General features: G+C 69.9%; 11 protein-coding genes. All 11 read right to left on the bottom strand.

Annotated features, from left to right (window positions below):
• Positions 1-509 precede the first annotated feature (509 nt).
• The 11 genes from NS184_RS07745 to ilvD all read right to left on the bottom strand — a co-directional run bounded on the left by NS184_RS07745 (position 510) and on the right by ilvD (position 12834).
• On the bottom strand, positions 510-1280 hold the full coding sequence (locus tag NS184_RS07745; RefSeq protein WP_058725548.1) for a fumarylacetoacetate hydrolase family protein: 771 nt from the start codon (positions 1278-1280) through the stop codon (positions 510-512).
• Positions 1281-1310: 30 nt separating this feature from the next.
• Positions 1311-2420, bottom strand: coding sequence for a branched-chain amino acid aminotransferase (locus NS184_RS07740; protein ID WP_058725547.1), 1110 nt, complete (start codon positions 2418-2420; stop codon positions 1311-1313).
• Between the two features lie 13 nt (positions 2421-2433).
• Positions 2434-3501 (bottom strand): 3-isopropylmalate dehydrogenase, encoded by a 1068-nt coding sequence (locus tag NS184_RS07735; protein WP_058725546.1) that lies wholly within the window; start codon positions 3499-3501, stop codon positions 2434-2436.
• 13 nt (positions 3502-3514) lie between these two features.
• On the bottom strand, positions 3515-5104 hold the full coding sequence (gene serA / locus NS184_RS07730; protein WP_058725545.1) for a phosphoglycerate dehydrogenase: 1590 nt from the start codon (positions 5102-5104) through the stop codon (positions 3515-3517).
• Between the two features lie 161 nt (positions 5105-5265).
• A complete protein-coding gene (locus NS184_RS07725; protein WP_058725544.1) occupies positions 5266-5646 on the bottom strand; it encodes a hypothetical protein in 381 nt (126 codons plus the stop codon).
• Positions 5643-6068, bottom strand: a complete 426-nt coding sequence (locus NS184_RS07720) for a hypothetical protein (RefSeq protein WP_058725543.1) — start codon at positions 6066-6068, stop codon at positions 5643-5645. The genes NS184_RS07725 and NS184_RS07720 overlap by 4 nt, the downstream gene beginning before the upstream one ends.
• 159 nt (positions 6069-6227) lie before the next feature.
• Complete coding sequence (locus NS184_RS07715) at positions 6228-7418, bottom strand: mannitol-1-phosphate 5-dehydrogenase (RefSeq protein ID WP_058725542.1); 1191 nt, start codon at positions 7416-7418, stop codon at positions 6228-6230.
• A gap of 231 nt (positions 7419-7649) precedes the next feature.
• The gene (ilvC, locus tag NS184_RS07710) at positions 7650-8675 is read right to left on the bottom strand and encodes a ketol-acid reductoisomerase (protein WP_058725541.1); all 1026 of its coding nucleotides are present in this window, start codon (positions 8673-8675) and stop codon (positions 7650-7652) included.
• Between the two features lie 97 nt (positions 8676-8772).
• Positions 8773-9273, bottom strand: a complete 501-nt coding sequence (gene ilvN, locus NS184_RS07705) for an acetolactate synthase small subunit (RefSeq protein ID WP_058725540.1) — start codon at positions 9271-9273, stop codon at positions 8773-8775.
• Positions 9270-11093 carry an acetolactate synthase large subunit gene (locus tag NS184_RS07700; protein WP_058725539.1) on the bottom strand — a complete coding sequence of 608 codons (1824 nt, stop codon included), beginning with the start codon at positions 11091-11093 and terminating at the stop codon, positions 9270-9272. The genes ilvN and NS184_RS07700 overlap by 4 nt, the downstream gene beginning before the upstream one ends.
• Positions 11094-11139: 46 nt before the next feature.
• A complete protein-coding gene (gene ilvD, locus NS184_RS07695) occupies positions 11140-12834 on the bottom strand; it encodes a dihydroxy-acid dehydratase (RefSeq protein ID WP_058725538.1) in 1695 nt (564 codons plus the stop codon).
• Positions 12835-13122: the final 288 nt, after the last annotated feature.

Genomic DNA, 13122 nt, shown 5'->3' with positions numbered 1-13122 from the left:
CCACACCCGAAAGCATGGCCGAGTTGATACTGACAAAAAGAACTGTCAACTGACAATTCTGTCCATCCAAAAGGAATTGTCTCCGTACCTCCACAAGTGAAGGCAACGGGGTCAATAAATTGGCATTGACAATGTGCACGCTGTTGAGTTCTCAAGGACCAGACGCACTCCCCACTCGACCCCGAACACGAGGCTTCGCCAGAGAGGCAGTTCCTTCCACACCGAACACCTCACCTTGCGGTGACGCTTCATCGGGGTGGTGTTGCTGCGAGCGGGACCCCGTCCGGACTGCATCTCCAGGTCTTCGACCCGGTGACCGTCTCGGCCGTTCCGTTCTCCGCCTCAGCGGCAACGAGTGATTACTCTACACACGCCCTCGGGGCCCCGCCAACCGGTGTCCATCCCGGGCGTGTCGCGTTCGGGGGTGTCCGCGTCGGGAGCGGCCGGATCGGCCCCGGGACGGCGAACGGCCCGTCCCCTGTGCAGGGAACGGGCCGTCGTGTGTGTGGTCAGTGCTTCGCGATGACCGGGTTCTTCAGGGAGCCCAGACCCGAGATCGTCACCTCGACGACCTCGCCGTCGCGGATCTCCCCGACGCCGGCGGGTGTGCCGGTGAGGATGACGTCGCCGGGGAGGAGTGTCCAGATCGAGGAGACGAACTCGATGAGGGTCGGGATGTCGTGGATCATCTCGCTCGTCGAGGCCGCCTGGCGCAGCTCACCGTCCACGCGGGTCTCGAGGCGGATGTCCGACGGGTCGATCTCCGTCTCGATCGCCGGGCCGAGCGGGCAGAACGTGTCGAAGCCCTTCGCCCGGGTCCACTGGCCGTCCCGCGCCTGGAGGTCACGGGCCGTCACGTCGTTCGCGATCGTGTAGCCGAGGATGACGCTCGCGAAGTCCTCGCGGCGGACGTTCTTCGCGAGCGAACCGATCACGATCGCGAGTTCCCCCTCGTGGTCGACGCGCCCGACACCGGCGGGCAGGCGGATCGGGTCGTCCGGGCCGATCACGGTGGTGTTCGGCTTGAGGAAGACCACGGGGTCGTCCCCCGAGCGCTCGTCCATCTCGGACGCGTGCTCGGCGTAGTTGAGCCCGACGCCGATCACCTTCGAGCGCGGGATCACCGGGGCGAGCAGCTTCGCGTCCGTGAGGGACACCCGCTCCCCCGTGGTCTCGAACCCCTGGTACATCGGGTCCCCCGCGAGCACGACGAGGTCGCGTTCGTCGAGGATGCCGTACCGGGGGTCTTCACCCTTGCTGCTGAACCGTGCGATCTTCACCGTTCGACCCTACCGACGCCCGTGCCGCGATCAGGACGCGTCGGTCAGCTTGGTCATCCACCCGTGCGGGTCGGGACGACGGCCGTACTGGATGTCGGTGAGTTCCTCGCGGAGCGACATCGTCAGCTCGCCGGCACCCTCGGTCGGCGAACCGATCGTGAAGCCGTCACCGCGGAGCTCGGCGATCGGGGTCACCACGGCGGCGGTCCCGCACGCGAAGGCCTCGGTGATCGAGCCGTCCGCAACACCGTCGCGCCACTCGTCGAGGGTCACGCGGCGACGCTCGACGCGGAGCCCGCGGTCCTCGGCGAGCTGCAGGATCGAGTCCCGCGTGATGCCCTCAAGGATGGAGTCCGAGTCCGGCGTGACGAGCGTGCCGTCGGACTTCACGAGGACGACGTTCATGCCGCCCAGTTCCTCGAGGTACCTGCCCTCCTGCGAGTCGAGGAACATGACCTGCTGGCAGCCGTGCTCGTAGGCCTCCTGCTGGGGCAGCAGCGACGACGCGTAGTTGCCGCCGGTCTTCGCGGCACCGGTCCCGCCCTTGCCGGCACGGGCGTAGGTGGTCGACAGCCAGATCGACACGGGCTTCGGCCCCGACGTGAAGTAGGCGCCTGCCGGGCTCGCGATGCAGTGGTAGTCCACCGCTTGCGCGGCACGGACGCCGAGGAACGACTCGGTCGCGATCATGAACGGCCGCAGGTACAGGCTCGTCTCCGGCGCCGACGGCACCCAGTCGACGTCGGTCTGCACGAGCTGGCGGATGGACTCGACGAACGCCTCGACCGGGAGTTCCGGGAGCGCCAGACGCGCGGCAGACCGCTGGAACCGCCGCGCGTTCGCGTCCGGTCGGAACGTCCACACCGACCCGTCCGCGTGGCGGTAGGCCTTGAGTCCCTCGAAGATCTCCTGCGCGTAGTGCAGGACACTCGCGCTCGGGTCGAGGGTCAAAGGACCGTACGGGTGGATCGACGCGTCGTGCCAGCCGTCCTCCAGGGTCCAGCTGACGGTCGCCATGTGGTCGGTGAAGTGCTTGCCGAAGCCCGGGTCCGCCAGGATCGCCTCACGCTCGGCCGCGGCGCGACGCTCGGCTGACGGACTGGTGGAGAACTCGAGCCCGAAGGCGGTGTCGGTCGACATGGGGTGGCTCCTGTCAGGCGGTGGTGGTGCGTGCTGTGACCGCGGCGGCGACGGCGTCGCCGACCTCGGCCGTGCGACGCTGCGTGGTGCCCCGGTCCGCGAGGTCCGCCTCGACCGCCCGGGTGACCACCGACGCCAGGTCACTGCGACCCAGGTGGTCGAGCAGCAGGGCGACGGAGAGGATGGCGGCCGTGGGATCGGCCTTCTGCTGACCCGCGATGTCCGGCGCGGAGCCGTGGACCGGCTCGAACATGCTGGGGAAGGTGCCGTCCGGGTTGATGTTGCCCGAGGCCGCCAGACCGATGCCGCCGCTGATCGCGCCGGCCAGGTCGGTGATGATGTCGCCGAAGAGGTTGTCGGTGACGATGACGTCGAACCTACCAGGGTCCTGCACCATGTGGATGGTGACGGCGTCGACGTGCTGGTAGTCCACCGAGACGTCCGGGTACTCCGCCCCGACCGCTGCGACGGTGCGCTGCCAGAGCGCTCCCGCGTTGACGAGCACGTTGCTCTTGTGCACGAGCGTCAGGTGCTTCCGTGGCCGACGGTCGGCGAGGTCGAACGCGTACCGGACGACCCGCTCGACGCCGTGCGCCGTGTTCAGCGACACCTCGGTCGCGATCTCGTGCGGTGTTCCGACACGGATCGCCCCGCCGTTGCCGACGTACGGCCCCTCGGTGCCCTCACGCACGACCACGAAGTCGACGTCGCCCGGGGACGACAGCGGGGTCGCCACGGTCGGGTAGACGACGGTGGGACGGAGGTTGACGTAGTGGTCGAACGCGAAGCGGAGCTTGAGCAGCAGACCGCGCTCGATGATGCCGCCGGCGAGTCGTGGGTCGCGCGGGTCGCCGCCGACCGCACCGAGCAGGATCGCGTCGTGCTCCGCGATCGCCGCGAGGTCGTCATCGGTGAGGACGTCCCCGGTCGCGAGGAAGCGGTCGGCGCCGAGCGAGAACGCGGTCTCCTCGACCACGAGGTCGTCCGGCAGGACGGCGTGCAGGACCTTCAGCGCCTCGTCGAGGACCTCGGGTCCGATGCCGTCGCCACGGACGACGGCGAGCTTCACGGTCTGCGTCATCTGCCGGACTCCCCTACAGCGTGATGTCGATCTCGCGGAGCGAGGTCGCGTCGATGGTGGAGCGGACGTGCTCGAGGATCTCGGCGGGGACCGGCGAGTCGACCGTCAGGACGCTGAGCGCCTGACCCCCCGCGGCCTCGCGCGAGATCTGCATCGCGGCGATGTTGATGCCGGCGTCGCCGAACTCCTTGCCGTACACCGCCACGATGCCGGGGCGGTCGACGTACTCCATGACGACGTGGTGCCGGTCGAGCGGGACCTCGACGTCGTGGCCGTTGATCTCGACGAGCTTCTCGACCTGCTTCGGACCGGTGAGCGTGCCCGAGACGCTGATCGCCGGGCCGTCGGACTGCGCGCCGCGGATCGTGAGCACGTTGCGGTACTCGGGGCTGTCGGCGTCGGTGATGAGCCGGACCGAGACGCCGCGCTGCTCCGCGATGAGCGGCGCGTTGACGTACGACACCTGGTCGCTGACGACGTCGGTGAACACGCCCTTGAGCGCCGCGAGCTTGAGCACGCTGACGTCGTACCCGGCGAGTTCGCCGTGGACCTCGACGTCGATGCTCGTCACCGGGGAGGTCGCGAGCGCGGTGAAGACCTGGCCGAGCTTCTCGACGAGCGGGATGCCAGGGCGCACGTACGGGTCGATGACACCGCCGGCGACGTTCACCGCGTCCGGGACGAGCTCCCCACCGAGCGCGAGGCGCACCGACTTGGCGACGGAGACGCCCGCCTTCTCCTGGGCTTCGTCGGTCGAGGCGCCGAGGTGCGGCGTCACGACCACGTTCGGCAGCGAGGTCAGCGCGTCGTCCTGCGGCGGCTCGGACACGAAGACGTCGAGACCGGCGCCGGCGATCGTGCCGGCGGTCAGGGCACGGCGGAGCGCGTCCTCGTCGATGAGTCCGCCGCGGGCGACGTTCACGACGAACGCGGTCGGCTTCATGAGCGCGAACTGCTCGTCGGAGATCATGCCGAGGGTCTCGGGGGTCTTCGGCATGTGGATCGTGGTGAAGTCCGCGCGACGGAGCAGGTCCTCGAGGGAGACGAGCTCGACCCCGAGCTGCTGCGCGCGGGCGGTGGTCACGTACGGGTCGTACGCGATCACCGAGACACCGAACGCCTGCAGGCGCTGCGTGATGAGCGCGCCGATGCGGCCGAGGCCGATGATGCCGACCGTCTTCTCGTAGAGCTCGACGCCCGTGTAGGCCGAGCGCTTCCACGCACCGCCGGCGAGCGACGCGTGCGCGGCCGGGATGTGCCGTGCGAGCGACAGGATGTGCCCGACGGTGAGCTCCGCGGCGGAGATGATGTTCGACGTCGGCGCGTTGACCACCATCACACCGGCGGTCGTCGCCGCCTTGATGTCGACGTTGTCGAGCCCCACGCCCGCACGGGCGACCACCTGCAGGTTCGGGGCCGCGGCGATGGCCTCGGCGTCGACCTTGGTGGCGGACCGCACCAGGATCGCGTTCGCGTCGGCGAGGGCGGACAGGAGCGCTGGGCGGTCGGTACCGTCCACGTTCCGGATCTCGAAGTCGGGCCCGAGGGCGTCGACGGTGGCGGGCGAGAGTTCTTCGGCGATCAGGACGACCGGCTTCGGCACGACTGCTGTTTCCTCACACGAGACGGGCGGTATCCCACCATGCTATCGACGCGAGCGGATGGTTACGACCGCGGTGACGCCCTGGTGGCGACCGGACGACGGACGGGAGGCACGGCGCGTGTCGCGAGCTGGGCCTCCCGTCCGGTGGTGGGCCCGGTCCGTCAGGACCCGATGACCGTCGTGCTCGTCACGTACTGCAGGAGGGTGAACCAGAGTGCGCTCACCGCGCAGAGCGCGGTGAGGAACACGACCACCGTGCGGAGTGGGGGCATCCGTCGCGAGACGAGGACCGCGACGACGAAGCCGACCGGGGCGATCGCGACGTCGAGGACGAGCGCCGTCCAGGGCACCGAGCTCTGGAGCGCCGTCGCGCCGTTCTTCGCGAGGAACTCGTTGTTCTGCAGGATCGGCGTCGAGACCCCGATGAAGTTGCCGACGGCCTGCCACGTGACGTACGCGAGGAGGAGCGCCGCGACGACCCAGATCGCGATGCGCCACGGCGCCAGGACCCGCGCGGGCGCGGGTGCGGTGTCGGCGGTCACCCGAAGCTCCTCGTCAGGATGAAGGGCCACGGGATGAGCACGACCGCGCCGATCACGAGCCAGACGAACTTGGTGCGGTTCCTGGCGGACTGACCGAGCCAGAGCGTGGCGACGAACCAGAGCGCCGGGGCGACGATCGCCAGGGCGCGCATCACCTCGGAGGCGGGGTCGGCGACCGCGAGCACGCTCGCGCTGATCAGCCAGGCGACCGTGTAGAGCAGGTAGAGCCCGCCGAGGACACCGAAGCCGATGAGCGGTCCGGAGCCGAGCGGCCCCTCGTCGTCGTGGGAGCGGCGCTCCTTGACGGCCACCGGGTTGTGGGCGGCGTCGACGTGCGTCGCGTCGTCCGCGTCGCCCCAGCTCAGGGCGTCGTCGTCCTCGTGGTCGACGGAGCCGTCCGGAGGTGGTGCTGCCGTGGTCATGCCGTCGATTCTACGAGGCGTCGAGGGGCGAGCGCGCCGGACCGGGCGTGGGCGTGGGCGCCGCCGTCCCCGAGCGCCCGCGGCGCCGGACGACGGCCGACCCGGTCTCGAGCACAGCGGCGACGACGTCGCGCACCGCGAGCCGGCACGGTGCCCGTGTCAGACGTCGGCCGACTCGGTCTCGAGCACGGCGGTGACGACGTCGCGCACCGCCGGGAAGAGTGGGTGGCTCTCCATGAGGCCCGTGAGGATCTCGGTCAGCGCGTGCGCGGTGGCGCCGGAGCGCAGCAGGGCGTGGAGCTCGATCGACTCCGGGTCGTCCTGGTCGTCGAACGCCAGGGCCGCCCGGATCGCCCCGAGCAGGTGGTCGACGGGGAGCCCGCGCTCGGCGAGCTGGGCCGCGGGTCCGACGAAGCGCTCGCGCCGGCCGAGCTTGCGCAGCGGGTTGCGCCCGACGCGGAACGTGGTGTCGGGCAGGTGCGGGTTCGCGATCCGGGACAGGTTGGCGGCGACGTAGCGCGCGTGCTCTGCGGGGTCGAAGCCGTGCTTGGCGACGAGCAGTGCGGTGGTCTCGGCAAGCACGCCGTCGACCTCCGCGCGGACCTCACGGTCCTCGAGGGCCTCGCGGATGAGGCGGATGCCGCGAGTGTAGCCGTGGTAGGCGGCCGTCGCGTGCGCGGTGTTCACCGTGTAGAGCTTGCGCTCGACGAAGGGCTGGAGGTCGTCGACCCAGGTGACGCCGTCGATCACGGGCGGTTCGGTGTCCGAGGCGTCGAACGGCTTCCGCTCGATGACCCACTCGTAGAAGGGCTCGAGCACGACGTCGAGACCGCCCGACTGCCCGAGGACGCCGGACTGGTCGGGGACGATGCGGTCGATCGCGCAGTTCGCGAAAACGGCCGCGACGTCGCGGTCCTCGAGCACGGGCGCGCGTCGGATGCTCGCGTGCAGGGAGTCCGTCGCGTTGAACGCGTTCTCGCACGCGACGATGGTGACATCGCCGCGATCGGTCCCGCGGGCGGCCAGGCCCTCGGCGATGACGGGAGCGACGAGCGGCAGCGTACGTGCCCCGACCGCGGTGGTGACGACGTCCGCCTCGGCGATCGCCTGCACGACCCGCTCACGGTCGGACTTGCTGTTCAGGGCGCGGAACCCGTAGACGAGGTGTTCGACCGGCATCTCGCCGACCTCGTGGACCACGAAACGGCCGGCCTCGTTGAGCGCAGAGACGACGCGTTCGTCGACGTCGACGAAGGTGAGCTCGTACCCGCTCGCCACGAGGAACTGGCCCACGAAGCCGCGCCCGATCTTGCCGGCGCCGATGTGGACCGCTCGTCTCGTCACCGCCATCGGACGATCATCCCATGCCGATCGGTACGGTCCTGACCAGCGCGGGCCACGGTCGACGACGGCCGTCGGCCAACGACCGCGGAGCGGGCCGGATCGGGCACGACGGCCCCGCGGGCGCGCCGATCTCCGACGCCGGGGGTGGTGAAGAGTTGCTGCATAACGTTCGGGTCACATCGAGAGGCGGCGGTGCACGGTGCACCGCCGCCTCGTCGTCGAGTGGTGTTGTGGAGACTACCGCGCGGCCGAGCCGTCCACGTAGTCGGCATCGTTCGACTTCCACGCGAACAGCGCGCGGAGCTCGCGGCCCGTCGCCTCGATCGGGTGTCCCTCGCCCTTGGCGCGGAGGGCCTTGAACTCCGGTGCCCCCGCGTCCTGGTCCTCGATGAAGCGCTTGGCGAAGGTCCCGTCCTGGATGTCCTTGAGGACGGCCTTCATGTTCTCCTTGACCTCGGGCGAGATCACGCGCGGGCCGGAGACGTAGTCACCGAACTCGGCGGTGTCGGAGATCGACCAGCGCTGCTTCGTGAGGCCGCCCTCCCAGATGAGGTCGACGATGAGCTTGAGCTCGTGCAGGACCTCGAAGTAGGCGATCTGCGGCTGGTAGCCCGCCTCGGTCAGGGTCTCGAAGCCGTACTGGATGAGCTGCGAGGTGCCACCGCAGAGGACGGCCTGCTCGCCGAAGAGGTCGGTCTCGGTCTCCTCGGTGAAGGTCGTCTTGATGCCGCCGGAGCGCAGCCCCCCGATGGCCTTCGAGTAGCTCCACGCGAGGTCCCAGGCGGAACCGGACGCGTCGACCTCGACGGCGACGATCACCGGCACGCCACGGCCGGCCTCGTACTCGCGACGGACGGTGTGCCCGGGGCCCTTCGGGGCGACGAGCGACACGTCGACGCCCTCGGGCGCCTGGATGTAGCCGTAGCGGATGTTGAAGCCGTGGCCGAACACGAGGGTCGCGCCGGGCTTGAGGTTCGGCTCGATGTCGTCCTTGTAGACGATGCGCTGCACCTGGTCGGGCGCGAGGATCACGACGACGTCGGCCCAGGCGGTCGCGTCGGCCGGGGTGAGGACCTCGAAGCCCGCCTCCTCGGCCTTCTGGCGGCTCTTCGAGCCCTCCTTGAGGCCGATCTTCACCTCGACGCCGCTGTCGCGGAGGTTGAGGGCGTGGGCGTGGCCCTGCGAGCCGTAGCCGATGACGGCGACCTTCTTGCCCTGGATGAGCGTCAGGTCGGCGTCGGCGTCGTACACGATGTCAGTCACGAGGGTGTGTCTCCTTGGGTCTGGTGGTTCGGTGGTGCGGCCGGGGAGGCGCGTGGCGGGCCGGCCACGTGCCTCCCGGCCGGAAGTCGGGTGCGCGTCAGCGCACGCGGTCGGTGATGCTCTTCGGTCCGCGGCCCATGCCGAGGAGGCCCGCGCGGGCGAGTTCCTTGATCCCGTAGGGCTCGAGCACGCGGAGGATCGCCTGGATCTTGCCGGGGTCACCCGTGACCTCGACGACGAGCGAGTCGGTCGCGACGTCGACGATGTGGGCCCGGAAGAGCGTCACCGCCTCGAGCACGGCCGAGCGGGTCTGGTTGTCGACCCGGACCTTGACGAGCATGTGCTCGCGCTGCACCGACTGCGAGAAGTCGAGCTCGACGATCTTGATGACGTTGACGAGCTTGTTGAGCTGCTTCGTCACCTGCTCGAGCGGGAGGTCCTCGACGTCCACCACGACGGTGATGCGGGACAGTCCCTCGACCTCGGTGTTGCCCACCGCGAGCGACTCGATGTTGAACCCGCGTCGGGCGAACAGGCCGGCGACGCGCGTCAGCAGACCCGGCTTGTCCTCGACGAGGAGTGAGAGGACGTGGCTCATGCGGTTTCCCCCGTCATGTCGGCGTCCTCGTCGTCCCAGGTCGGCGCCTGCGCCTGGGCGTACTCGATGGACGAGTTGCTGACGCCCTGCGGCACCATCGGCCACACCATGGAGTCGCGGCTCACGACGAAGTCGATCACCACGGGGCGGTCGTTGGTCTCGAGCGCGAGCTGGATGGCGGCGTCGACCTCCTCCGGCTTCTCGACGCGGATGCCGAGGGCACCGTACGCGTCGGCGAGCTTGACGAAGTCCGGGACCCGGCGCGTGCCGTGACCGGTTTGCAGGTCCGTGAAGGAGTGCCGGCCGTCGTAGAACAGCGTCTGCCACTGCCGCACCATGCCGAGCGAGGAGTTGTTGATCACCGCGACCTTGATCGGGATGTCGTTGATGACGCAGGTCGCGAGCTCCTGGTTGGTCATCTGGAAGCACCCGTCGCCGTCGATCGCCCACACCACGCGGTCCGGCTGAGCGACCTTCGCGCCCATCGCCGCCGGGACGGAGTAGCCCATCGTGCCGGCACCGCCCGAGTTCAGCCAGGCGTTCGGCCGCTCGTACTGGATGAACTGTGCGGACCACATCTGGTGCTGGCCGACGCCGGAGGCGTAGATGCCCTCCGGGCCCGTGAGCTCGCCGATGCGCTTGATGATCGCCTGCGGAGCGAGGAGCCCGTCGGTCGGCTCCGCGTACCCGAGCGGGAAGTCCGTCTGGAGCTCCCGGAGCTTCTCCCACCACGCGGCCGTGCTCGCCCGCTCGTCGGCGCGGATGCCGCCCCACGCGTCGAGGAGGTCGGCCAACACCTCTTTCGCGTCGCCCACGATCGGGACGTCGGCGAAGCGGATCTTCGAGATCTCGGCGGGGTCGATGTCGACGTGCACGACCTTGGCGTGCGGCGCGAACTCGTCGGCCTTGCCCGTCACCCGGTCGTCGAACCGGGCGCCGAGCGCCACGATGAGGTCACTGTCCTGCAGCCCGAGGACCGCCGGCACCGTGCCGTGCATGCCGGGCATGCCGAGGTGCTGCGGGTGCGAGTCCGGGAACGCGCCGCGGGCCATGAGCGTCGTGACGACCGGGGCGCCGGTCGCCTCGGCGAACGCCCGCAGCTCCGCGGTGGCACCCGAGCGGACCACGCCGCCGCCGACGTAGAGCACCGGACGCTCGGACTCGGCGAGCAGCTGCGCGGCGGCCGCGATCTGCTTGCCGTGTGCCTTGGTGACCGGACGGTAGCCGGGCAGGTCGATCTTGGGCGGCCAGACGTAGGGCGCGGACTTCTGCTGCGCGTCCTTCGTGATGTCGACGAGCACCGGGCCCGGTCGACCGGTCGTCGCGATCTGGTACGCCGCGGCCAGGGTCGCCGGGATGTCGGCGGGGTCGGTCACGAGGAACGAGTGCTTCGTGATCGGCATCGTGATGCCGACGATGTCGGCCTCCTGGAAGGCGTCCGTCCCCATCAGGGTCGAGAACACCTGCCCGGTGATGGCGATGAAGGGCACCGAGTCCATGTAGGCGTCGGCGATGGCGGTGACGAGGTTCGTCGCGCCGGGGCCGGACGTCGCGATCGCGACGCCGACCCTGCCCGACGCCGAGGCGTAGCCCTCGGCGGCGTGCCCGGCGCCCTGCTCGTGACGGACGAGGACGTGGCGGATCGTCGTGGACGCCATGAGCTCGTCGTAGAAGGGGATGATGGCGCCACCGGGCAGGCCGAAGACGTCGGTGATCCCGAGGTGCTCGAGCGTCCGGAGGACGGCTCCCGAGCCGGTCAGGACCTCCGGCGTCCGGCGTGCACCGGAGGCCGCGGACAGCGGAGTGGCTTCCGTGGGCATGAGGTGTTCCTTGCCTGGAGGGATGGCGGTGGTGCGGGTGTCGACGCTAGCCCGTGACCGCGCCCTTGGCGGCGGACTGGACGAGCTTCGCGAACTTCGCGAGGACTCCGCGGGTGTAACGCGGGGGCAGCGGGGCCCAGCCTTCGCGGCGGGCCTCCAGCTCGGCGTCGTCGACCAGTAGGTCGAGCGAGCGAGCCGCGATGTCGACACGGATGCGGTCGCCATCGCGCACGAATGCGACTGGACCTGCGTCCACCGCTTCCGGTGCGATGTGGCCGATGCACAGGCCGGTTGTGCCGCCTGAGAATCGTCCGTCCGTCAACAGTAGTACATCCTTGCCGAGGCCAGCGCCCTTGATCGCCGCGGTGATGGCGAGCATCTCGCGCATCCCCGGACCGCCCTTCGGGCCCTCGTACCGGATGACGACGACGTCGCCCTTCTGGATCCGACCCTCGGTGAGGGCATCCATCGCGGCGCGCTCGCGGTCGAACACGCGGGCCGGGCCCTCGAACACCGCGGCGTCGAACCCGGCGGTCTTCACGACTGCGCCCTCGGGGGCGAAGGAGCCCTGGAGGATCGTCAGGCCACCGGTGGCGTGGATCGGCTGGTCGAGCGGCCGGAAGACCTTGCCGTCGACCGCGGGCGGGTCGATCTCGGCGAGGTTCTCGGCCATGGTCTTGCCCGTGACGGTCATGACGTCACCGTGCAGCAGCCCGGCGTCGAGCAGCGCCTTCATGACGACGGGGATGCCGCCGTTCTTGTCGACGTCGTTCATCACGTACTGGCCGAACGGCTTCATGTCCGCGATGTGCGGGACCTTCGAGCCGATGCGGTTGAAGTCGTCGAGGGTGAGCTCGACCTCGGCCTCGTGCGCGATCGCGAGGAGGTGGAGCACGACGTTGGTCGAGCCCCCGAGCGCCATCGCGACGGCGATCGCGTTCTCGAAGGCCTCCTTCGTCAGGATCTGGCGCGCCGTGATGCCCTTGCGGAGCATGTTCACGACGGCCTCGCCCGAGCGGTGCGCGTAGTAGTCGCGGCGACGGTCGGCCGACGGCGGGGCGGCCGAACCGGGGAGCGACATGCCGAGGGCCTCGGCCACCGAGGCCATCGTGTTGGCGGTGTACATGCCGCCGCAGGCTCCTTCACCCGGGACGATCGCGCACTCGATCTCCTTGAGCTCGGCCTCGGTGATCTTGCCGGCCTTGCACGCACCGACGCCCTCGAAGGAGTCGATGATCGTGACCTCCTTGAAGGAACCGTCGGCCTGCTTCACGTAGCCCGGCATGACCGAGCCCGCGTAGAGGAAGACGCTCGCGAGGTCGAGGCGTGCGGCGGCCATGAGCATCCCGGGCAGGGACTTGTCGCAGCCGGCCAGCAGCACCGTGCCGTCGAGGCGCTCTGCCATCACGACGGTCTCGACGCTGTCGGCGATGACCTCGCGCGAGACGAGCGAGAAGTGCATGCCCTCGTGGCCCATCGAGATGCCGTCGGAGACCGAGACAGTGCCGAACTGGAGGGGGTACCCGCCGCCGGAGTGGACGCCTTCCTTGGCGCCCTGCGCGAGGCGGTCGAGGGACAGGTTGCAGGGGGTGATCTCGTTCCAGGAGGACGCGATCCCGATCTGCGGCTTCTCCCAGTCCTCGTCGCCCATGCCGACGGCCCGGAGCATCCCACGCGAGGTGGTGGCTTCGATCCCGTCGGTGACGACCCGGCTGCGCGGCTTCACGTCGATGTCAGGCATGGGGTGAGTCTAGGCGCAGTTGGGATACCAGCCGAGCAACAACATGCATCCGCATGGTGTCGGGAGCGACCACGGTGTGCCGAGACTCGGCCGGGCGGACACGTTCGTGGTTCGTCGGCCGCGAAGGTGTCCGCGGAGCCGAGTCTCGGGATCCGGCCCGTTGGGCGGACGGGCGGGCACTCCGGCCTGGAGGCACGGTGCGGGCCCGCCAGGCCGGTCGCGTGATCAGGCCGGTCGCGTGGTCAGGCCGGTCGCGCGGTCAGGCCGGTCGCGCGGCCAGGCCGGTCG

This window comes from Curtobacterium luteum (assembly GCF_001475545.1).
GTDB lineage: Bacteria > Actinomycetota > Actinomycetes > Actinomycetales > Microbacteriaceae > Curtobacterium > Curtobacterium luteum_A.
Note: the sequence above shows the minus strand (reverse complement) of the source record. Positions and strands in the feature narration are given on the sequence as shown.

Coding starts and splice junctions, on each gene's coding strand:
- NS184_RS07740 (WP_058725547.1), bottom strand. CDS start 2,420: ATGTCGACCGACACCGCCTTCGGGCTCGAGTTCTCCACCAGTCCGTCA.
- NS184_RS07735 (WP_058725546.1), bottom strand. CDS start 3,501: ATGACGCAGACCGTGAAGCTCGCCGTCGTCCGTGGCGACGGCATCGGA.
- NS184_RS07720 (WP_058725543.1), bottom strand. CDS start 6,068: ATGACCACGGCAGCACCACCTCCGGACGGCTCCGTCGACCACGAGGAC.
- NS184_RS07715 (WP_058725542.1), bottom strand. CDS start 7,418: ATGGCGGTGACGAGACGAGCGGTCCACATCGGCGCCGGCAAGATCGGG.
- ilvN (WP_058725540.1), bottom strand. CDS start 9,273: ATGAGCCACGTCCTCTCACTCCTCGTCGAGGACAAGCCGGGTCTGCTG.
- NS184_RS07700 (WP_058725539.1), bottom strand. CDS start 11,093: ATGCCCACGGAAGCCACTCCGCTGTCCGCGGCCTCCGGTGCACGCCGG.
- ilvD (WP_058725538.1), bottom strand. CDS start 12,834: ATGCCTGACATCGACGTGAAGCCGCGCAGCCGGGTCGTCACCGACGGG.